This window comes from Vibrio sp. HA2012 (assembly GCF_002812955.1).
Lineage (GTDB): Bacteria > Pseudomonadota > Gammaproteobacteria > Enterobacterales > Vibrionaceae > Vibrio.
This window is the reverse complement of sequence record NZ_PFXK01000003.1, coordinates 149,661-170,767: the sequence shown is the minus strand read 5'-3', so window position 1 is coordinate 170,767 and position 21,107 is coordinate 149,661. Positions and strand designations below refer to the sequence as shown.

The 21,107-nt window shown below is 43.1% G+C and carries 17 protein-coding genes; 10 read left to right on the top strand and 7 right to left on the bottom strand.

The annotated features are described in order from the left end of the window. Positions 1-7: 7 nt before the first annotated feature. The 6 genes from CSW98_RS07020 (at position 8) to CSW98_RS06995 (ending at position 6,708) form a co-directional block, all read left to right on the top strand. The gene (locus tag CSW98_RS07020) at positions 8-763 is read left to right on the top strand and encodes an outer membrane lipoprotein-sorting protein (protein WP_100799756.1); all 756 of its coding nucleotides are present in this window, start codon (positions 8-10) and stop codon (positions 761-763) included. Positions 764-766: 3 nt separating this feature from the next. Next, positions 767-1,996 carry an ABC transporter permease gene (locus tag CSW98_RS07015; protein ID WP_100799755.1) on the top strand — a complete coding sequence of 410 codons (1,230 nt, stop codon included), beginning with the start codon at positions 767-769 and terminating at the stop codon, positions 1,994-1,996. Then, positions 1,986-3,221: an ABC transporter permease gene (locus CSW98_RS07010; protein WP_100799754.1), complete on the top strand. Its 1,236-nt coding sequence runs from the start codon at positions 1,986-1,988 to the stop codon at positions 3,219-3,221. The genes CSW98_RS07015 and CSW98_RS07010 overlap by 11 nt, the downstream gene beginning before the upstream one ends. Then, positions 3,221-3,928, top strand: a complete 708-nt coding sequence (locus CSW98_RS07005; RefSeq protein ID WP_100799753.1) for an ABC transporter ATP-binding protein — start codon at positions 3,221-3,223, stop codon at positions 3,926-3,928. The genes CSW98_RS07010 and CSW98_RS07005 overlap by 1 nt, the downstream gene beginning before the upstream one ends. After that, a complete protein-coding gene (locus CSW98_RS07000; RefSeq protein ID WP_100799752.1) occupies positions 3,921-5,093 on the top strand; it encodes a hypothetical protein in 1,173 nt (390 codons plus the stop codon). Before CSW98_RS07005 ends, CSW98_RS07000 begins: the two co-directional genes overlap by 8 nt. A gap of 178 nt (positions 5,094-5,271) precedes the next feature. Continuing rightward, positions 5,272-6,708 (top strand): alpha-amylase family glycosyl hydrolase, encoded by a 1,437-nt coding sequence (locus CSW98_RS06995; protein WP_100799751.1) that lies wholly within the window; start codon positions 5,272-5,274, stop codon positions 6,706-6,708. A gap of 62 nt (positions 6,709-6,770) precedes the next feature. Here CSW98_RS06995 and CSW98_RS06990 read toward each other — a convergent pair whose 3' ends face one another. From CSW98_RS06990 to CSW98_RS06975, 4 genes are all read right to left on the bottom strand, one after another. Continuing rightward, entirely contained in the window at positions 6,771-8,645 is a 1,875-nt protein-coding gene (locus CSW98_RS06990) for a methyl-accepting chemotaxis protein (RefSeq protein ID WP_100799750.1), read from the bottom strand. Positions 8,646-8,827: 182 nt separating this feature from the next. Next, positions 8,828-10,081, bottom strand: a complete 1,254-nt coding sequence (gene yjeH / locus CSW98_RS06985; RefSeq protein ID WP_100799749.1) for an L-methionine/branched-chain amino acid transporter — start codon at positions 10,079-10,081, stop codon at positions 8,828-8,830. A gap of 86 nt (positions 10,082-10,167) precedes the next feature. Next, positions 10,168-11,538 (bottom strand): YjiH family protein, encoded by a 1,371-nt coding sequence (locus CSW98_RS06980; protein ID WP_100799748.1) that lies wholly within the window; start codon positions 11,536-11,538, stop codon positions 10,168-10,170. Between the two features lie 195 nt (positions 11,539-11,733). Beyond that, positions 11,734-12,132 (bottom strand): GFA family protein, encoded by a 399-nt coding sequence (locus CSW98_RS06975; RefSeq protein ID WP_100799747.1) that lies wholly within the window; start codon positions 12,130-12,132, stop codon positions 11,734-11,736. Positions 12,133-12,435: 303 nt separating this feature from the next. On the opposite strand from CSW98_RS06975, the gene CSW98_RS06970 reads away from it, so the two are divergent. From CSW98_RS06970 to CSW98_RS06960, 3 genes are all read left to right on the top strand, one after another. Beyond that, complete coding sequence (locus CSW98_RS06970; RefSeq protein ID WP_100799746.1) at positions 12,436-13,470, top strand: polyamine ABC transporter substrate-binding protein; 1,035 nt, start codon at positions 12,436-12,438, stop codon at positions 13,468-13,470. An 8-nt stretch (positions 13,471-13,478) separates the two neighbouring features. After that, the gene (locus CSW98_RS06965) at positions 13,479-16,316 is read left to right on the top strand and encodes a putative bifunctional diguanylate cyclase/phosphodiesterase (RefSeq protein ID WP_157810355.1); all 2,838 of its coding nucleotides are present in this window, start codon (positions 13,479-13,481) and stop codon (positions 16,314-16,316) included. Positions 16,317-16,521: 205 nt separating this feature from the next. Beyond that, a complete protein-coding gene (locus CSW98_RS06960; protein ID WP_100799744.1) occupies positions 16,522-17,178 on the top strand; it encodes an HAD-IA family hydrolase in 657 nt (218 codons plus the stop codon). Positions 17,179-17,236: 58 nt separating this feature from the next. Here CSW98_RS06960 and CSW98_RS06955 read toward each other — a convergent pair whose 3' ends face one another. After that, on the bottom strand, positions 17,237-17,455 hold the full coding sequence (locus CSW98_RS06955; RefSeq protein ID WP_100799743.1) for an alternative ribosome-rescue factor A: 219 nt from the start codon (positions 17,453-17,455) through the stop codon (positions 17,237-17,239). Between the two features lie 316 nt (positions 17,456-17,771). Between CSW98_RS06955 and CSW98_RS06950 the strand changes: the two genes are divergently transcribed. After that, positions 17,772-18,023: an HPr family phosphocarrier protein gene (locus CSW98_RS06950; RefSeq protein ID WP_100799742.1), complete on the top strand. Its 252-nt coding sequence runs from the start codon at positions 17,772-17,774 to the stop codon at positions 18,021-18,023. Between the two features lie 116 nt (positions 18,024-18,139). Here CSW98_RS06950 and CSW98_RS06945 read toward each other — a convergent pair whose 3' ends face one another. Together CSW98_RS06945 and CSW98_RS06940 are read right to left on the bottom strand one after the other, a co-directional pair. After that, entirely contained in the window at positions 18,140-19,951 is a 1,812-nt protein-coding gene (locus tag CSW98_RS06945) for a GGDEF domain-containing phosphodiesterase (protein WP_198517300.1), read from the bottom strand. Positions 19,952-20,615: 664 nt separating this feature from the next. After that, positions 20,616-21,080, bottom strand: coding sequence for a NanQ anomerase/TabA/YiaL family protein (locus CSW98_RS06940; protein WP_100799740.1), 465 nt, complete (start codon positions 21,078-21,080; stop codon positions 20,616-20,618). Between the last annotated feature and the right edge of the window lie 27 nt (positions 21,081-21,107).

Genomic DNA, 21,107 nt, shown 5'->3' with positions numbered 1-21,107 from the left:
AATAACCATGCGCTCTGTTCCCTTTTTATTATGTCTGCTGTCTGTATGTTTTAACCCAGCGGCTCTGGCGGAAAATAATGCTACGGATATTGTAGATAAATCCGATCAACAGATGCGGGGTGAATCCAGTTATTCTGTTGCAACAATGAATATTATCCGGCCAGACTGGACACGCAGTATGAGCATGAAAAGTTGGAGCAAGGGGCGGGATTTTTCTCTGGTACTGGTGACGGCTCCGGCTAAAGATAAAGGGAGTGTTTCCCTGAAAAGGTATAGGGAAATGTGGAGTTGGATCCCTGCGATAGAGCGGGTGATTAAAATTGCACCGTCAATGCTGAGTCAGTCATGGATGGGGTCAGATTTTACCAATGATGATCTGATCAATCAGTCTTCCATTGTGGTGGATTACGGGCACACATTAGTAAGAGAAGAACCTTTTGACGGGGAAAATACATATGTGATTGATGCGGTTGCCAAACCGGATGCCCCAGTTGTTTGGAGCCGTATCCGGCTGTGGATTTCCCAAAAGACGTATCTGCAACGTAAGGTCGAGTTTTACGATGAATTTGAAGAACTGGTAAATACCATGCAAACCTTCGAGGTGCAGCGTATGGGAGGACGGATGCTTGCAACACGGTTGGAAATGATCCCAGCGGATAAGCCTGGTTACAAAACGGAGTTTATTACGCTTGAAGCACAGTTTGATTTTGATATCAGTACCGATTTTTTCTCTCAGGGTCAGATGAAGCAGTTAAGGGATTAGCCTATGTTGATTAAGCTGGCATGGCGCAATATCTGGCGGCAAAAAAGGCGTACTTTTCTGACAGCCGCTGCACTGGCTCTGGCCTTGTTTCTCTCTCTGCTGACCCGAGCGATGCAGGAAGGCAGTTATGCGATAAGCATTGATAATGCAGCACGTTTTTATACCGGGTTAATTCAGATTCAGCATCCGGATCATGCAGAGAGCCTGAGTATTAATGACTTGTTGCCTATGACGGATCGTTTTATCCGCCCGCTCGCAGAACATCCGGATGTGACATACCGTCTACCTCGTCTGGAGTCTTTTGCTTTGGCTGCTGCAGGTGACCGTTCCAAAGGTGTCATGGTGATGGGGGCAGTTCCGGAGCAAGAAGATGCGTATTCTCATCTGAGTGAAAAGCTGATCTCCGGGACATTTCTTGCAGCAGATGACAGGCAGGTACTGGTTGGAGAGACGTTGGCACAATATCTCCGTGTGCAAATCGGAGATGAATTGATTCTGTATGGGCAGGGATACCGGGGACAGACTGCTGCCGGGCTGTATCAGGTGAAGGGTATCCTGCATTTTCCCATGCCACAGCTCGACAATCAGTTGGTTTATATGCCGCTTCGGTTGGCTCAGGAATTGTATTCCACTGGTGAGCAGGTTACGGCCTGGGTTCTGCATACTAAAGAGCTTAACCGTCTGGAGCAAACGGCAGATGAACTCAGTATAGAATATGCTGATCTTGCAAACGTCAGAGACTGGCAGGAACTGGCACCGGAGATGGCACAGCAGATCCTGCTGGATAAGGTAAGTGGTATCATTATGCTTTATTTGCTATACGGTGTGGTCGGTTTTGGTCTGTTTGCCACGATCCTGATGATGACACTGGAAAGGCAAAGGGAATTTGCGGTAATGCTGGCAACCGGGATGTTACGTATCCGGTTGTTACAATTGATAGCCATTGAATCACTGTTTATTGCCGGCTTGGGCATCCTGCTGGGGAGTTCTGTTTGTGTACCGGTTCTGACGTATCTGTATTTCTACCCGATTGAAATGACAGGAGATGCTGCCCGGATGATGGTTGAGTCCGGTTTTGAGCCGGTTCTGCCTGTATTGCTAACGTCGTCTCTGTTTATTAATCAAATTATGGCCGTATTGATACTATTGGCCGTTAGTCTTATTTATCCAATGTTCCGGATCTTCCGGCTGCAGCTGGCCGATGCCTTAAAAGGAGGAGCGAATGCTTGTTAAACTGGCATGGCGTAACCTTTGGCGCAATAAACTGAGAACCGGCATTATGCTTGGTGCAATGGTATTCGGTCTGATGGGGATTGTTGTGATGATGGGCTTTATGTCCGGCATGGTAGACAACATGGTACATAACGCGATTGCCTGGCAGATAAGTCATGTTCAGATCCATAATAAACGTTATCTGGAAAATTCGGATATTAATGCCACTATTGTCGGATCCGATGTTCTGATGCAGAAGATTGCGGATGATCCTCAGGTACAGGTATTTTCAGGCCGTTTTTTGGTGGACGGGATGATTGGTTCGGCTCGCAGTAACAAAGGCGTACGGATTAATGGGGTCGATACAGATGCAGAAGCCAGACTGACTCCGCTGGCCGATTCTATCCGGGAGGGGGCCTGGTTTTCCCCACAGGATAAAAGGCCGATACTCATTTCCCGTAAAACGGCAGACCGCCTGAAGCTCAAACCGGGGTCTAAAGCCGTACTGACTTTTACCAATGGTGACGGTGACGTTACCGGAGCAGCTTTTCGGGTAAAAGGAATTTTTTCATCACCCTCCTCTAATTTTGATGACAGTAATGTCTATGTCCGCATATATGATTTGAAAGAAGTGGCTGGCGGACAAGGAGTGCATGAGATTGCTCTGTTAATGCATGAAAATCTGAAGGCGAGTGACCGTCATCCTCTGGTCTGTTTTCAGCAGCAGATAGCTTCTTATACCACGGATGAAAATATGGTCAGAGATTGGACACAGATTCAGCCGTTGCTGGCATCCATGCTCGCCACTATGGGGGTCAGCAGTGCCATCATGCTGGGGATTTTTATGCTGGCGATGGGGTTTGGTATCATCAATGTGATGCTGATGTCCGTGTTTGAACGAACCCGTGAGTTTGGTGTTTTGATGGCGGTAGGAATGCAGAAACACAAGGTATTGCAATTGATTATGCTGGAAAGCTTATGGCTTGGTATTTGTGGTGCCACATTGGGATTACTCGGTTGTATCTGTGTGATTCGGATCCTGCAAGTCACCGGACTTCCTTTGGGTTCTATGGCGGAAGGTCTGGGGGCTTATGGTGTTGACACCGTTCTTTATCCACGGGTTTCTGCTGTGGAATATCTGAGTATTTTTATAACGGTAACCGTATCTTCACTGGTCGCAGCGTTGTACCCGGCCAGACAGATCTTGAAACAGCATCCGGCAGAAGCGATGGCGGAGAAACACTGATGAGTATTGAGACCCACCAATTATGTAAAACCTACAATAAAGATACGAATTTTCCGGTTCATGCTGTACAGGCATTAGATCTGATTATTGAACCGGGGGAGTTTATCGCTGTGATGGGGCCGTCCGGTTCCGGAAAGACAACACTGTTGAATTTATTGGGGGGAATCGACAGTCCGACATCGGGTGAGGTCAGGATTGATGGTTGCAATATCTGTACATTGACGGAAAAAGAGCGTATCGCTTTCCGGCGTGACCATATCGGCTTTATCTTTCAGGACTACAGTTTGTTACCGGTACTGACCGCTCTGGAGAATGTAGAGTTTGTGATGCAGTTACAAGGGCGAAGTGAAACTGAATGTCATCGTCGAGCCAGTGAGCTCTTATGTCAGGTCGGGTTAAAAGATCAACAACATAAGCGTCCTTCTGAACTATCGGGAGGGCAGCAGCAGCGAGTTGCCGTGGCAAGAGCGTTAGCATCCCGGCCACGTTTTGTGATGGCGGATGAGCCTACTGCTAATCTGGATGCAGATAGCGCAGCAGAACTGTTGGATATCATGCAGAAGCTCAATGAAACAGAGGGAACGACATTTATTTTTTCCACTCATGATCCGCGGGTGATCACCCGGGCAAAAAGGGTCATTGTATTTGAGGACGGATGCCTGAGTGCTGACCGCCGTCTTACGGAACAAGTGGTGACGGATGTCTGATTTTTTTCTCTGTCTGGTATGCAGTGTCGTTGGCGGCAGTGTGTATGCAGCGTCAATTCCCGGGCTTGTTCCTGAAAAAAACTGGGATCTTGACGGATATATTAGCTATACCCTGAGTTCATCGTTTACGGATAATCATGATGATTCGTTGGATCATCTTTTCTGCCAAAGGATAAATGGTGAATATCGTCTTAGCCCGAAATTACGGTTTAACGCTGGAATGCGTAATCGGCTTATCTGGGGAGATATGGCTGAAAACAGCAAATATGCCGCATGGATTGAACAGGATAGTGGGTATCTTGACCTTTCTGCAAACTGGGAGGAAACATCGGATAGGGTTGGAAACAGTCAGCTTGACCGTCTGTATTTTAGCTGGCAGGACGATGACTGGCTAGTGCAGGGTGGCCGTTTTCGGGTTAACTGGGGTATGACAACAATCTGGAATCCTAATGATATATTTAATGTGTATTCTGTTTATGATACCGAATATGCTGAAAGGCCGGGGGCGGATGGTTTTCTTTTCAGCAAGCAACTTGGTTTTGCCAGTGGGATGGAATGGGTTTTTAGCCCTGCCAGTGACCCTGCTTTTAACCGTTATGCCGGCCGTTATTTTTTTAACCATCGGGGTTGGGATATTCAGCTGATTGGCGGAAAATCGGAATCGGACAGAGTGCTGGGTTTGGGAATTTCCGGGGCGATCGGCGGAGCAGGCATTCGTGGAGAAAGCAGTTATTTTGAGCCGGTTAGAGAAGCACAGGTATCGTTGTCTGGCTATAGCATGGTTTCTACTGTTGAGACGGAGTACCGCTTTCGCAGCGAAAGAAACTGGACAGTCAGAGCCGGCATATTGCATACGGCTGCACCTTATACCTCACAAAATCAGGAGGCGTATCTGAACCAGATCCAGCATGCCCGGACTCTGAGTTTTACCCGTTTTACTGCGTATGTGGAAACCGGTGTGGATCTGACGGCTCTTAACCGTGCTCTGTTTTCTGCTATTTATTATCAGGATCAATCGTTTTATTTTAATCTTACCAATCAATATTCTCTCGCTGACAACTGGTTACTGAGTGCAAGCATCCAGCATTTTAATGGTGCAGACGACAGCCTTTTTGGTATGCAACCATCGACTTTGATCTATACTAAGGTTCGATGGAGCTGGTGACTTTGATCACATTTTTCCCTACGCCCCTCAGCTAAGCCTGTTTAACTTACCGGAAAGGGGGAATTCAGTTCTTATCATGAAATCTATAATGCCGTCAGTTTGCCAATAATGCCGGATCCGATTTGCATTCATATTTCTCATCAGTAACGGGTCAGGCAGACGGTTCAGGAGAGTAAAAATGAGTACATTCTCAACAGAAAATAAAAGCGATGTGATTCTTCATGCCTTTGACTGGCCGTATTCAGACATCGCAGATCATGCCGAGACAATCAGTGCTCTCGGGTATAAGACAGTACTGGTTTCACCACCGATGAAATCATTAAAACGTAAAGACGGAACACCTTGGTGGCAAAGATATCAGCCACAGGATTACCGGGTTATTGACAATCAATTGGGTAACACGAAAGATTTTTTCAGTATGGTTAAGGCGCTGGGACGACATGATGTCTGGGTCTATGCAGATGTTGTCTTTAATCATATGGCGAATGAAGCGTCAATCCGGCCGGATCTGCACTATCCGGGGCCAACGGATATGCAACATTATCTGCAACAGTGGGAAAGCTATCAGGCGCTTACACTGTTTGGTGATCTTAGAGAGCCTTTGTTTACGGAGGACGATTTTGTTGAAGCGTTCGGTATTGAGAACTGGAAAGATCGTTGGCAGGTACAGAATGGCCGGATCACTGGAGGAGCAAGCGACCCCGGATTGCCGACATTAAAAGACAGTGACCATGTGGCAGAACAGCAGAAGCGTTATATCCGGGCTTTGAAAGGAATGGGGGTTCGGGGATTCCGTATTGATGCCGCAAAGCATATGACTCTGGAGCACCTGAAGAAGGTGTGGACCCCGGAGATTGTCAGTGATGTTCATATCTTTGGTGAAATCATTACAGATGGCGGTGCGACAAAAGAGGAGTATGGGTTGTTTCTGCAGCCATATCTGGAGCATACCCGGCTGGCAGCTTATGATTTTCCGTTGTTTAACACTGTTTATCACGCATTTCAGCCGGAGGGAAGTCTGGAATCGTTAGTGAATCCTTACAGCTTGGGACAGGCTTTGTCTAATTCGAGAGCAATTACCTTCGCTATTACACATGATATTCCAAACAATGAAGTGTTTCAGGAACTGATCCTGTCAGAGGAAGAAGAGTGGCTGGCATATGCCTATATTCTTGGCCGGGATGGCGGTGTTCCACTGATTTATACAGATTTAAATCCAAGCGGTATTATGAATAAACAAGGGATACCCCGCTGGAAGAACAGCTGGAAAGACCCACGTATGACCCGCATGATAGCCTTTCATAACCTGATGCATGGTGAGCAGATGTTTCCTATTCTGGCTGCTTCGGATTGCCTGATTTTTTCCCGGGGGAGCAAAGGGTTGGTTGCCATTAATAAAGGCAGAAAAACACTTCAGGTGAATATTGATCGGAAATCTTCCATGCTTAATTTATTGGATGATGAACGGTATTTCTGCCGGAATGGTGAGGTTATTTTTACCCTTCAACCCAAGTCCTGCATGATGCTGGCGGATCTGGAGTGGGTATCTGAAGGCTCACAATCAGTGCAGGATGAGACACACCGGTCAATTTCATGCATGGTCAGACAAGTTTGAGATCATAAGTGAAACGGAGCCCGAATGGGCTCCGCTGACGGGTTTTGATGTTGCAGTGGGCGTTAAACGGTGAATGTATCCAGAACGTTGTTCTGATCGCGTACATTCTCTGTTTGTACCTGCATGGCCATATTGACCTGCTGTGAATCTTCAGCAACCTGAACGGCAAGATCCTTTATTTTTACAGTATTGGTATTGATTTCTTCGGCAACCAGACTTTGTTCTTCGGCGGCGGAAGCGATTTGCAGGTTCATATCGGTAATACTTTTAATTGCATCAAAAATACGCTGCAGCGCTTCATCTGCCTGCTGAGCTTTTTCGACCGTACCGGATGCGGCATCTTTACTCTGATTCATGGTAGAAGCAACGGCTGTTGCCCCTGCCTGTAGTTGTTCAATCATGCTGCGGATCTCTGTTGTAGACTCCTGAGTACGCTGTGCCAGCGTGCGAACCTCATCAGCAACAACAGCAAAGCCGCGTCCCTGCTCACCGGCACGAGCTGCTTCGATAGCCGCATTCAGAGCCAGCAGGTTAGTCTGGTCTGCAATATCGTTGATTACCTGAAGAACCGTTTCAATACTGTTTGTTGCATCTTCCAGTTTCTGAACTTCTGTAACAGCCTGATCGATCTGAGCCGATAACGAATCAATAGAAGCTGTTGTATCTCTGACGACGCCGGCTCCCAGTTGTGTGGCATCATCGGCTTCCTGTGCCGCCGCTGCCGCATTTTGAGCATTGGTTGCTACGTCAGAAGCCGTGGTCGCCATTTCATGCATGGCTGTTGCCAGTTGTTCCAGTTCCTGGAGCTGAACACCCATCGCTTGTGCAGAGTCTGATGCACTTTGAGCCGTCGATTCTGTACCACGCATGATTTCTTCGCTGATGGCCTTCAGATGCGTTATCTGTCCCTGAAGCTTTTCGCTGAAAGTATTAAACCCACCTGCCAGCTCAGAGAATTCAAGATCTGTATCCGTACTGAGGCGTTTGGTCAGGTCACCATTACCGGACGCAACATCCTGAATCGCATCGTTCAGATCATTCAGCGGAGACATGAGCTTGCGGATAATAAACAGCAGGATAATGATACTGATAATCAGGCCAAGAATACTGTAGACGATAGATGTTGTGCGCAGATTATATACTGATTCGTAAGCTATTTTTTCATCCAGTAATACACCAACATACCAGTTCTGCCCCGGAATTTTTGCATAATCAAGCGTGTAGTTGAGGCCGTCTTTCAGAGTAACCTGCTGGTGCTCATTTTCCCGGATCTGAATACTAGGAAGGAAGGCTTCCATTTTCTGACCATTAAGCTTGCTATCCGGGTGGGCGATAATTGTGCCGTCCTGAGCAACGATAAACAGATAGCCTGCGTCAAACAGGTTAACGTTATTAACCATTTCTGACAGGCCGGCCAGACTCATATCAAAGAAGATAGCGCCGATGAAGCGGCCATCCTGTTTTATTGGCGTAGCGATAGAAATCAGGATATCTTTTGTTACAGAATCTGCATATGGATCGGTGATAATCAGTGCACCATTATTCTTGGCATCCTTATACCATGGGCGCTTGCGTGGATCCCAACTTGCTCCTGGGTCCCAGTTTGGATCACCAGTGAAGAAGGAACCGTCTTTTTCATACCCACCACCGACAAGCAGGAAGGTGTTGCTCAGCTCTGGCTGGCTGATCACTTCTGTAATATGCTCATGGCTTGGATCCTGGGCGGCAAGAGTGGTCGTATAATTGGCCAGAACTTTTTTATTGTTCAGCTCAGCGGCAACGGCATTACGGACACCATTAACGATATCTGTGATACTTTCATTGATAGTGTGGTTCATTTCTGATTGAACAGTGAAAAACTGCTTCGTGCTTAGCAGACTGATTGTTATCAGCAGCAGAACAGAAGAAGCAGCAACAATCTTATGGCTAAATTTCATAGTGACTCCCTTTACCTAAATAAATACAAACTAGCCGTGCAAATGATAATTATTGTTATTTTTATGTTTCCGAATGGTTACATTCGTACGATGTATATCATAAGTTATCTATTATTGATAATAGAATCTATAGAGGAAATATGACAACTGCTGCTTTTATACGCAGAGAAATATTTCCATCATCAGTTCAGTTTTGGATTCAATATTACATTTGCTGATGAAAAATGCAGTAACGCAAACACAATAATGGCGTACAAGGCAGCCCATTGCAGACAAACAAAGACTAAAATCGTAATGATTAAGGCAATGAATGCCAGTAATTTACGGATGCCGGTCAGTAGTCTGAAGGCAGACAGCATCGCGAACAGATAGACCAGAACAAAAACACCGTTAGCCAGTTTTACCAGATGCTCCAGATTTAGATGCAGAATCTCGCCGGTGGCGGAGCAAATAAGGAGTATCACTGTCAGCAGCAGGGTCGCATTTGCCGGAATACCTCTGGCTGAGATGGCGGCCAATGAGCCGGAAGGTTTGCGTTCTTTGGCCAGTGACCAAGTCATTCGTGAGAGGCTTTGCAGATACAGATTCAGGCTGGCAAAGCAGGCCAGATAGCCGAGCAGACTGATTAAAAATGAAGCCTGATCACCAATCAATTGTTCAGACAGCCAGGGAATCGAGCCGGTATCCAGCGCCGGAGTTCCATAAGCATGAAACTTCAGGACGACCACAGTACATGCCCAATATATCAGGCCGGCAAACAGACAACCTAAAACAATAGAAACTGGAAAATCCCTCTGTGGGTTTTTAAATTCCTCTCCCATATGCGCAAAGGCTTCAATACCGACGAAACACCAGAACATAACGGATAATGCAGAGGCAATATCTGGTAAATTACCGGTGCTTAATGATGGCATGGTGATATCCTGGGTACTGACATCACCATAAAACCACAGCAGCGACACCAGAGTGCAGATCCCGAGAGCAATGACTGCCTGAATTCGTGCTGATGATTTGCTGCCGGTCAGATTGACGGCGGCTAAAATTGCAATGGTAATGATCTCAGCCAGAAGAGGCGAACGGATCGGTTCTGGAAGCAACTGCTGGCCAAAGCTACCGGCCAGTACGATACCTGCAGGAATACCGACAGGAATAACACTGAGAAAGAGCCAGGCGACGCTGTGCTCTGTTCGTTTATTAAAAGCTTTACGTACAAAATAGGCTGTTCCACCTGCATTTGGGTAGCGTTTTCCGAGTGAAGCAAAAGTAAGAGCAATAGGAACAACGGCGATAAACAGGATCAGCCAGGCCCAGAGTGAAGCATTACCGGCAATTCCAGCAGCCAGTGCCGGGATCATAAACAACCCTGTACCCAACAGAGTGGTAGACAATTGGCCGATACCACCAAACAGGGTGATCTCTTTTTTTAGTGCGTTCACGGTTATTTTCCAGAATAAAATACCCCGCATAAGCGAGGTATTTGATGTGAGGTCTTAATATAGAGAACCAGTTATACTCTGATTTTTTAGAAAATCAAATGAGCAATACCAGCAATTACAGGAAGAGTAATCAGTGTCCGCAGAATGAAGATGAAGAACAGTTCAAAGATATTAACCGGGATCTTACTGCCCAGCAGCAGAGCACCGACCTCAGACATATAAATAAGCTGCGTAACGGACATCGCTGCAATAACAAATCGCGTCAGTTCACTGTCAATGGATGCTGCCAGAATGGCTGGGATAAACATATCCGCAAAGCCTACTACCATAGTTTCAGAAGCAGCAACTGCATCCGGAATAGACAGCAGTTCCAGGAATGGGATAAACGGTTTACCTAAAATTGCAAATACAGACGTATATTCGGCAATAACCAGAGCAATGGTTCCCAGTCCCATAACTACAGGCAGTACTCCGAATACCATGTCAGCAGCATTTTTCAGACCTTCTGTCAGTACGCTTCTGGCATTTTTTACCTGAGCGGCTTTATTCAGAGCCAGTTCCATGCCCCAGGAAAAGGTAGAATGTCCTTCAGGTGTCAGGTGGTTTTCTTCTTCCAGAGTTGTCCCGTCAATAAACAGATCTTTCTTTCTGCTCAGCGGAGGAAGGCGGGGAATAATGATCGCAGCCGTAATACCCGCCAGACAAATTGCACCATAAAAAGGCAGGAAATATTGTTCGAGTTTTACCTGTGCAAGCACTACGAGGCTGAAAGTAATCGATACGGCGGAGAACGTTGTGCCTACAACAGCGGCTTCCCGTTGGGTATAGAACTTCTCTTCATATTGTTTACTGGTCAGAAGAATACCTACACTACCGTCACCCAGCCAGGAGGCAATACAGTCGATGGCTGAACGTCCGGGCAGGTTAAACACCGGCCGCATAACTTTACTTAGCAGAGTACCGAATAACTCCAGTAAGCCGAAATTCAGCAGCAGAGGCAATAGGAGGCCGGCAAAAATAAACACTGCAAACAGCGTTGGCAGCAGGCCGTCGAGTACCAGCCCACCGGTATTGGGTTCCCATACGGCTTTTGGTCCCAGTTGAAAATAGGTCATCACTACAGCAATACCGCCGATAACGCGAACTGTCAGCCAGAGAGGAGATGGACTGAATAAATTATCCAGAAAAGGATTATTGGCGATAACAGTTGGTTTCACGACTTTGTACAGTACAGACAGCAAAGCCATAAGGCTGATTACTATGGTTACAGTTGCTGTCAGATAGCCGTCAAATATTGCCAACAGAGACTTGGCCAGAATCGCAACAGGAATGGTGAGATCACCCTGATAACTGACCGGAGCCATAAAAAGAAAAACCCCCAGAAGGGAGGGAATAAAGAATACCCAGAACGTGCTGCTTTTTTTGGGCAGTTCTGCGGTTTGAGTTGTATTTTGCATGTCTATTCTCAATGTGTTTGTGTCTGTATTCCTGATCCTGATTGGAATAAATATGCACCTGACTACCTTGTCTGGTTTTAGGTGCGCAGAATACCTGCTGTATGAACCTATTGCAAGACTATTCACTAAAAAGTGTGAATTATTCAGATTTTGTTATGGTCTGGCTGGCATTCTTCGGACAGAGCAAGCATATATTTATGCAAATTGATCCATTTCGGAGTCAAATTTAATCCAGCCTCCGGACGTTTCTTCATAGGTCGATACGCCGTGAACCGGAAAATCCAGTTCGCTGAACAGACCCAGAGGAACAATAACATAATCGGGAGCAGAATCTGTTTTCAAAAGCATGGTATCGCCACATCTCGGGCAGAAATGAAAAATAATGCGGCTTCCGTCATCGTAGAGACGTGTATAGGTCAGAATGTCACCATCACTCCGTAGTTGTCTGGTATGAAAACCAACCTGTACGCCAAAAACACTGCCAGTGCGTAGCTGATTTTGCAGACACTGAAATGGAATAGTACTTGCCGGGTCGCCACTGCAGCGAAGAGTGACCAGATTACAGGAGCACGTGGCAATTCGAATTTTACTCATATCCCCCCCATAAACGTTACTGCCTGATTTTACTTTAGAACTGAGATGAATTTTCTCAAGTTTTTATTCGGTGCTAAGAGCAATATTTTGAAGTAGAACGTAGATTTATCTGCGTAAAGAAGCTGGTCAGCGTTCCAGAAAGAAGACGAAGTAAGGTATTGTTTATTCTTGCTATGCTTATTTTGCTCTTCTACTGTTATTAAATAGCAAAAGATGATTCGTCGTGTGTGACACTGTCACTGATGCAGGCCTTGCCTGCAACGAGAATATCGTCGGTAAACATGAAAGATAAAGGATGCTCTTATGATTAAAAAAGGTGTGTTGGTTTGCTCTTTGCTATTGGGAATGGCACCGATAGCGATAGCAGATGAAATCAAAATATACACATGGGAAGAGTATTTTTCTGATGAAGTCATCCGGCAGTTTGAACAGGATACGGGGCATACTGTCAGACAGATCTATTTTGAAAGTGAAAAACTCAGGGATGAAGTCATTGCGAGCGGCAGAGGCAATGCCTATGATTTGTTTGTCATGGATGGCTATACGCTGAATGTATTTGCAGGGAATGGTCTTCTCAGCAAGGTTGAATTTAACCAACTGAAAAACAGCGGAAATATTGATGAAAAAGCTTTACAGGCATGTGGCTCATATGGTGTGCCCTATACATGGGGTACGATGGGGATCGGTTATCGGGAAAGTAAAGTGACTGCACCGATAACTTCCTGGAAGGCATTGTTTGATTTTTCAGATAACAACAAAAACAGAGTAATTATTCCCTTAGATGATATTGATACGGTTGCTGTTGCACTGCTTGCTCTTGGTTTTGAGCCGATGACCAATGATGAATCGGAGTTAAAACTGGCCTATCAGCTCCTGAGTTCAGCTAAGAATAATTTGTTAGGATTCCGGACGGCAGAAGGATATGCGCTGGAAAAAGGAGATAAATCAGCCATGGATTTGGCCGTCGTATATTCCGGTGAAACCTATCTGATCGCAAAGGAAACCGGTCAGGATGACTGGGTTTACACGGTTCCCGAGGAAGGCACGCTGCTTTGGTATGAATGCTTTGCTGCTGTTAAGGAGCAACCTTTCAGTGATGCCGTTATTGCTTTTCTGGATTTTATTCACCGGCCGGAAATTGCTGCAAAAAATGCGGAAGACATTTGGTATGCGACTACGAATAAATCAGCTCTTGAAGTGGCTGATGACGAATACTTACAGGACAGAGATTTGTTTCCGCCTCAAGCAGTTGTAGAGAGAAGTTTTTTATATAAACCTGTTAGCAATGCTGCATTACGGCAAAGAAACCGTATAATAAGTGTATTAGGGAAAAAATAGGGATAATTGTGAGACTATCACTAAAAGTAAATTACATATTATTCCCGGTGATTATTATCATATTCTCTCTCGCCGGTGTGTATTTTTACTATTCTCAAAAATCTATGTTAATAGATTCTGTTGAGGATAAGCTTAAATCTGATTCTGAGTATATAATCAGAGATTTGGAAAAGAATATTCTTGAATTAGAAGGGCTTACGGAATTATTTTTGAATAGTTCTGAAGTTACTCAATTGGTAAATAACTCAGAAAGTAATTTGTCAGTGATGATTGTTGAAGCACAATTATTCAGATATATTGATGGTTTTAAAACCTCATTTGGTGAAGTGAAAGATTTCAACCTGCTTGACCAAGATAAAAACAGTATTTTCTATTTTCATGTGACAGAACCATTTGCAGAATCTTCATTATCAGAAAATGTAGTTAAGCATATAGATAATATTAATGAAAAAATGAAAGCGAAAGGGTCTATTGAGCTTAAACATACATCCTATGAGCTGCTTTTTTCTGCCGGTAGTAAAAAAGTTTCACTAGATATATTTAGAACATTTTCTCCGGATATTCCTATCACAGAAAATCGTTTCCCAAATAATATTCGTACATTTACGGCTGTGATCGAATCAGTTATGGATATTGACGGAAAGTATCTGAATTTGTTGAAAAACAACTTCTCAGAAAATGTAGAACTAGAAATTTTATCTGATAAACCAGTAAGTCAACTTGGATATGGAATCAATCATAATATAGATTTTTCTGATGAGCAGTTAACCATTATTTCTGATAACAATTTTCTTTCAGTTAGTATTAAGATACCAGAGGATTATATGGGTTCTGTAATGATGCCTTACAGGAATACCATTGCAAGTGTCGTCATTAATATAAGTATTATTACATTTATACTGCTGAAGTTATTAATACAAAGGCAAATAATAAGACCTATTGTGTCATTGACGGAACAGGTAGAAGATGCAATTTCTGGAGATTATAATCTGTTGACTAAAATAGACAGAGGTGATGAGGTTGCATCATTAAATAATAATTATATGGATCTGTTTGACGAATTAAATAAGATGGCTAAATATGATCATCTTACGGGATTAACTAACAGGAAATTCTTTAATAAATCTATACTACATTCAATTGAACATTCAAAAAGGTATAGAACCCAATCAGCGTTATTATATATTGATCTGGATAATTTTAAGCAGGTGAATGATACTTATGGTCATCATATAGGCGACTTAGTATTACAGTCCTTCTCCCGTCAGTTAGAGGATTGCCTGAGAGAAGAAGAGCTACTGATTAAAAGAAATACCGACTATGATATAGCAAGACTTGCTGGTGATGAATTTGCGGTGATCCTTATGGGAATGCCAAACATAGATGCGATCGCACATGCCGCCAGACGAATTACCAATATCTGTCGTAATGGTTTTAATCTTGATGGTGCCAATTATGATATCCGGGTTAGTATTGGTATTTCTGTTTGTCCGGATGATGCAACCACTTCAGAGTCCCTTCTGCTCAGGGCTGATTCAGCAATGTATCAGGTCAAAAAAACCGGAAAGAACGGATTCCATTTTTATTCTGAAGCACTGGACAGTGAGTTAAAACGTCATGCATTAATCGAAGATGAGCTGAAAAGGGCTCTGAAACAGGAGGATTTTTATCTGGTATTTATGCCGGTATTTGATTGCCGGAATGGTAGTTTAGTTGGTGCCGAAGCGTTATTGCGTTCTGATTCCCAATTGTTGTCTGCTGTTGGTCCCGCTGAATTTATTCCGGTTGCTGAAGGGAGTGATTTGATTCGGGATATTGATTACTGGGTAATTGAATCTGCTATTAAAAAATTAAAGATACTAATAGACGATTATCAGTTTGATGGAATTATTTCTGTGAATTTTTCTTCCTGGCAATTGAGGAATAAAGACTTTGCCCGTGATGTTTCACAACTGATAGATAAGTATATGGTTCCTGCAAACCAACTGGAGCTGGAGATAACAGAGACACACTTGGTTATAGACGACAAGGATAATATAGATATATTGAAGGAGCTTAAATCACTAGGTGTGTATCTGGCACTGGATGATTTCGGAACGGGATATACAGCATTTCGTCAATTAATTAACTACCCTGTTGATACATTAAAAATCGACCGTTCTTTCGTTGGAGCACTTAACCAGAATAACCGAGATGAAAAATCACTTGTAGATATTATTGTCGAGTTGGCAGCATTATACAAATTAAATGTGATTGCTGAAGGAATAGAAGAACAATATCATTTTGATTATGTGAGAAAAATTGGTTGTGATAAGGCTCAGGGTTATTTTCTTTCCAAACCGATTAACTGGGAAGAATTTACCCGTCTGTATAAGGAATATCTCCCGGAAACGAGAGTCGTCGGGGAACGTAGTGAACATGAATTTATATTCAGATCCTTAACCGGAAGTGTTTCTATTAATACAGAGAGCAATATAATTATTATTGATTACCGAGGATTGATTACAGCGGACTTAATCCGGTATGTCATTAACTCAATCGAAATGTGTGTTGCTCATCTTAATCAGGAAAAATGGGGAGCGCTTGTTATCAGTGATGATGTTTATGATTTTACGGAAGAAGTCGCCCAGAACATAGGCCTGCTAGTAGACGTTTGTGTGGAAAATGGCTGTGTGGAAAGTGCTTATGTGATTAAAAAAGCAGAGACACTGAAACAGATAGGGCACTTCAGGCAAAACTCTGGTTTAAGAAATGACTTACAGGAAAAAGTATTTCGTTCAGCAGAAGAGGGTAAGGCATTTCTGAGTCACAGATTAAATGAGTCCGGAGAACGTACTGCTTTATAAGAAGTTATCCGGAAATCTGGATTTACCCATATTTTTTACCGTGTCATCGGCTAAGAATCAGGCTGTTCCTCGGTCTGAGACATCACTTTCGTATCGTATCTGTGAGTCCTGTTCCCCGTTTATTGTGTGTCTCGGGGCGACAATTTTTCTTGAGATTTTATAGTCAAACTGTTTTCATATAGAGCGAATTTTAGGGAGAGGGTATATGAATTTTAAAGGTTTGTTGTTCGATCTTGACGGGACATTGGTAGATTCTGGCGCTGTGGTTGACCGTTCCTGGCTGAAGTGGTGTCAGAAAAATGGACTGAATTTTGATGAAGTATCCAAGGTATTGCATGGACGTCCGGCTATAGAAACCGTCAGGATGTTTTTGCCGGATGCAAGTGAAGAGATTATCCAGGCCGAGTTTCAGTGGTTGTCAGATTTGGAGAGCTCTGATGTCGAAGGTGTTGTTGCCTTACCGGGAAGTATTGAGTTTATTAATCTGGCTGTTGAACTCAACATTCCCTGGGCGATTGTGACTTCTGGAACCATACCGGTTGCTACTGCACGGATTAAAGCCAGTGGTATTCCTGACCCGGAAATTCTTATTACTCCAGAACTGGTAAAACGGGGTAAGCCATATCCTGACCCATTTCTCCTTGGGGCTGAAAAACTGGGACTGGATGCCAGAGATTGTATTGTTTTTGAAGACGCACCAGCAGGGCTGAATGCCGGTAAGGCAGCACGTTCTATGACGGTTGCTATTATGAGCCGTTATACTGAATCTGAGCTTCCGGTTGCAGATGACTACGTAAATTCACTGGCCGATTTGGATATGCAGAAAACTGAAAGTGGGTTTATCCTGCATCGTAAAGGATAGGATCCATTGCGGATCTGAAAAGTAGACGGATGTTAAAAAGCCCTATCCGAAATCCGCGTTAAGCGGCTTTTGAATAGGGCTCTTTGCCTCTGTGTTTTGTTTTTCTCTGGAAGCTGCCTTTCCCCTTTTTTGCTTTTTCTACTTTTGTCTTAAACAACGGACTGGTTACCAGTGCTTTAAGTGCATTATCGTTAATCTTACCTCTTCCTGTTTCCACATCGTTGCGTTGAGCCTGATGGGATTCAACAGGAGTTAAATGGCATTGTTTTTTACCCATTATGATTTCTCCTCTGATTGGACGGCCGATTATTAATCAATCAGAGACAGAAATCAAATATCAGATCTTACGGCATCCGTGCAGGATAAAGTTACTTTATGCCTGAGAAAATAGTTGAATATTCGTTGAGTTTGTCTCTATGTGTGGTGTTGATTATGACCTGTACACCAGAATTTATCTGGCTGCCGATTTATTTCACGCTTATAAAAAAAAGTGACCCTAAGCAGAGATGGAAACGGAACAATGAGGCATGGATCTCAGAATTGAGTAAAAATAATCGGTATTAATAGGAACATCTTAAGTAGGAGTATTTACCATGTATCAAAAGAAAGTAACCATCACTGCGCCTAACGGCCTACACACTCGTCCAGCTGCTCAGTTCGTTAAAGAAGCCAAACAGTTTGACGCAGAAGTTGAAGTAATTTCTGCTGGTAAAGCAGCTTCAGCAAAAAGCCTGTTTAAATTACAGACTCTTGGCCTGACTCAAGGTACAGAAGTGACTGTACAGTCTTCTTCTCAGCAAGCGGTTGATCATCTGGTTAACTTCCTGGCGAATATCAAAGACTAATTGGTTTTTAAGGCAGATTTAAAAGAGAGAGCTGCCTTGTGAACAGTATCAAAGAAAACCCCGGGTATTTTCCGGGGTTTTCTGTTTCTGAGCGGGAATGAGCAGGGGAAATCGTATCAGAAAAAGTGGAGTAGGCCTCTTTTGAGTTGAGTGTCGATCTCAATAATCTCTTCAAATGGGACAGGCTTGGAAATCAGATACCCCTGATAAAGCGGACAGCCCAGATTCTTGAGGGCATGTAGCTGACGGGACTCTTCAACGCCCTCTGCAACCACTTCATATTCATTCGCCTGTGCAATAGAGAGGATGGATTCAATGACGGCCATATGATTCCTGAGGTGCATTTTATCTACAAAAGAGCGGTCGATTTTTATTTCGTCAATAGGAATATTCATTAAATGCGAGAAAGAAGTATAACCGGTACCAAAATCATCAAGAGAAATTTTACATCCGAGTCTCCTTAACTCATCCAGTGTTTCATAGGAAATTTGGTTTATATCAATAAAAAAGGTTTCTGTAACTTCTAGACAAATGCGTCTGGCTTCAACATTATAATCTGACAATATACTTTTAAAATAAGCCACAAAGTAAGTGTCTAATAATTCCCGGGAAGAAATATTAATCGAAATGACAAAATTATTATCCAGATATTCTTTATTTTCATTCAACGTTTTAACGGCATTTTCAATTACCCAAAAGTCGATTTTACGGATGATTCCATACTTTTCTGCAATGGGAATATAGGTATCGGGATAGACAGAAGCCATACTGGGTAAGTCACAGCGGATTAATGCTTCGGCTCCTGAAATTCGGTTATTTTTAATATCATACAGAGGCATAAATACCAAATGAAATGCCTCTGTAGCCAGCGCCTTGATGAGTTGATTGCTGATACGGATTTCTTCTCTGGCCTGCTCATGAATACGGCAATTATATATCTGCAGGGATGTGCTTGTGTTTAGTATGGAATCGATAGTTCGGTAGGCTTTATCTAATAAAGGTTTGAAATCTTCCGGTAGCGGGGCATCCTCAACAACGGCCAATTTAACTCTGAGGCGGAGATGCGCATTGCCCTGAATGGTTCGGCTTTCCTGAAGTGCCTGGATCAGGAACGATTCTACCGATTGATCAAAACGTCTTCCTTGCGTCAGTATCACCATTTCATTTTTGGAGAACCGCGCGTACAAACAATCTTTAAGGTGATGATGCTGGATAATCGCCTGGTTTACCGTTTTGATTAGCTGATTGGCCAGTTCCGGGCCAAAATGATTTTCAATGGTTCTCCAGTTTGTTATTTTTATCAGGTACAAGGTACCCTTTTGATTTATATATCGGGAATAGTATTGCAGGAACCCATTTCTATTCAGAACCTGGGTTCCGGAATCAAAGAGAGCGCTCTCTGTGATGATTTTTAACTGTCTGTTTTTTGTATAAATAAAATGCAAAAGAAGGACAAATATAAAAACTGGCCAAAAATAAGCAAAAAATAGAAACACACTATTTTTGTTAAGAATGTCGTCTATAACCTCAAGCTGATATATATCTATTTTATATAGTCCTGGTGTTTTTATCGGCACATCTTCAAGGTGGACTTCAACATTGACTATTTTAGAAAAATCTTTTTTTGCCTGCTCATAAGGAATTTTGTATAAGGTTTCCCACCAGGTTTCTACTTTAAAATCTTCAAGGGGAATAACATTTTTTCCGTTGGCGGTAAATCTGACAGCATTAAATTTTATATCAGAGTTATCATAATTGTTCCAGGCATCTTCATGGAACAAGGTTTTAATCAAGATCCGGGTTTTATGGTCAAAATCCGGTATGTCTGCATCAGATTGAACATCAAAAGTTATGTATGCATGTTTGCTAAAAGAGACAAACTGTTTTTCATCCAAATTAAGAGGAAAGAAGAAAGCCGCACCACACATGACAAATTGCTCGGTATTTTTTATATCACAGTAGACAGAAACGTGATTTTTTCTGTGGGTTACTATGGTTCCTTCCCGTATTTCTCCTGACTGGCTGAGGCGGATATCCGGATTATCCAGCAGGTTGTATGTTTTCTGATTAAGTGGTGAGTAGAGAAATAGAAGCAAGGAGATACTGATGGCAAAAGCAATGATAATTATGCGTGTATAGAGGTTTAATGTTTCTGAATCGTCAAATTTACTAGCCATAAAAATACCGTGACATAAGTCAAACTTTTTAATTAATCTACGCTGATGAAAAATGTAAGAAGATGTTATCTTTTTAATATAGCATATTGGCGGTCATAAGAAACAATTAGTTAAATTGATAAAAATTATAAAGAACATAGTGAGAGTGATCATATTAATTATGAGCTAATATGAGAACGCTGTTCTGGCCCAGATCTTTAGGGAATGGATAGGAAAAATCTACTGCAAACAGATAAATTTAAATATTATATAAATTAAATGGTTAAAATATAGACGCTCAGCGTCAGTATGTTAAAGTCAGCATAACCGTTATATCCCAATGGTTACAAACTTACTTAGATTTTAGTCAACTCTCGATGAGCCAGGTGCGGTTTGCACCTGGCTATTTTTTTATTTCAATCCTGCTGCAGAGCACTTATGAAAAGATTTCGTGGGGAACTTTAATCACGGCTTTTTTTATTGGCATTGGAGAACTGACGGCACATTGCGGGCGATGGATCTGCTCCGGATAAAATACGACAAAATCTCCGACAGAGAGATCGACGAAATTTTCATGGTCTACGTGGTCAATAAACAGAACATCATTATCCGGATTATCAATCGCTTTAAAGGATGCATTAAGCTGATTTGAGTAACCAAAGCGTTCCTCACCTTGCAGGAGGATCTGAATATCAATATATTTTTTATGAATTTCTGCCGCTCGATCCTCTGTGGCTTCTGTTGCGGTTGAACTGACCATAACAAAAATACGCTCATCAGAAAGAGGATATTTTCCTTCCGGGTTTTCTTGTGCAATGGCAACTGCTTCTTCGATACATTTACGCAGTTTTGTGTAGGTATAGGGGATAAGATCCAACTGGTGGATGTTTCCAAATAGCATAGTAACGTTCTCCGTTTTTAGTCGATG

Bases quoted from the DNA above. Each gene is read 5' to 3' on its own strand.
- CSW98_RS06955 (WP_100799743.1), bottom strand. From the start codon at position 17,455: ATGGGTAAAAAACAATGCCATTTAACTCCTGTTGAATCCCATCAGGCT.
- CSW98_RS06960 (WP_100799744.1), top strand. From the start codon at position 16,522: ATGAATTTTAAAGGTTTGTTGTTCGATCTTGACGGGACATTGGTAGAT.
- CSW98_RS07000 (WP_100799752.1), top strand. From the start codon at position 3,921: ATGTCTGATTTTTTTCTCTGTCTGGTATGCAGTGTCGTTGGCGGCAGT.
- CSW98_RS06970 (WP_100799746.1), top strand. From the start codon at position 12,436: ATGATTAAAAAAGGTGTGTTGGTTTGCTCTTTGCTATTGGGAATGGCA.
- CSW98_RS06950 (WP_100799742.1), top strand. From the start codon at position 17,772: ATGTATCAAAAGAAAGTAACCATCACTGCGCCTAACGGCCTACACACT.
- CSW98_RS06975 (WP_100799747.1), bottom strand. From the start codon at position 12,132: ATGAGTAAAATTCGAATTGCCACGTGCTCCTGTAATCTGGTCACTCTT.
- CSW98_RS07010 (WP_100799754.1), top strand. From the start codon at position 1,986: ATGCTTGTTAAACTGGCATGGCGTAACCTTTGGCGCAATAAACTGAGA.
- CSW98_RS06995 (WP_100799751.1), top strand. From the start codon at position 5,272: ATGAGTACATTCTCAACAGAAAATAAAAGCGATGTGATTCTTCATGCC.
- CSW98_RS06940 (WP_100799740.1), bottom strand. From the start codon at position 21,080: ATGCTATTTGGAAACATCCACCAGTTGGATCTTATCCCCTATACCTAC.
- CSW98_RS06990 (WP_100799750.1), bottom strand. From the start codon at position 8,645: ATGAAATTTAGCCATAAGATTGTTGCTGCTTCTTCTGTTCTGCTGCTG.
- CSW98_RS07005 (WP_100799753.1), top strand. From the start codon at position 3,221: ATGAGTATTGAGACCCACCAATTATGTAAAACCTACAATAAAGATACG.
- CSW98_RS06980 (WP_100799748.1), bottom strand. From the start codon at position 11,538: ATGCAAAATACAACTCAAACCGCAGAACTGCCCAAAAAAAGCAGCACG.
- CSW98_RS07015 (WP_100799755.1), top strand. From the start codon at position 767: ATGTTGATTAAGCTGGCATGGCGCAATATCTGGCGGCAAAAAAGGCGT.
- CSW98_RS06945 (WP_198517300.1), bottom strand. From the start codon at position 19,951: ATGTGTGGTGCGGCTTTCTTCTTTCCTCTTAATTTGGATGAAAAACAG.
- CSW98_RS07020 (WP_100799756.1), top strand. From the start codon at position 8: ATGCGCTCTGTTCCCTTTTTATTATGTCTGCTGTCTGTATGTTTTAAC.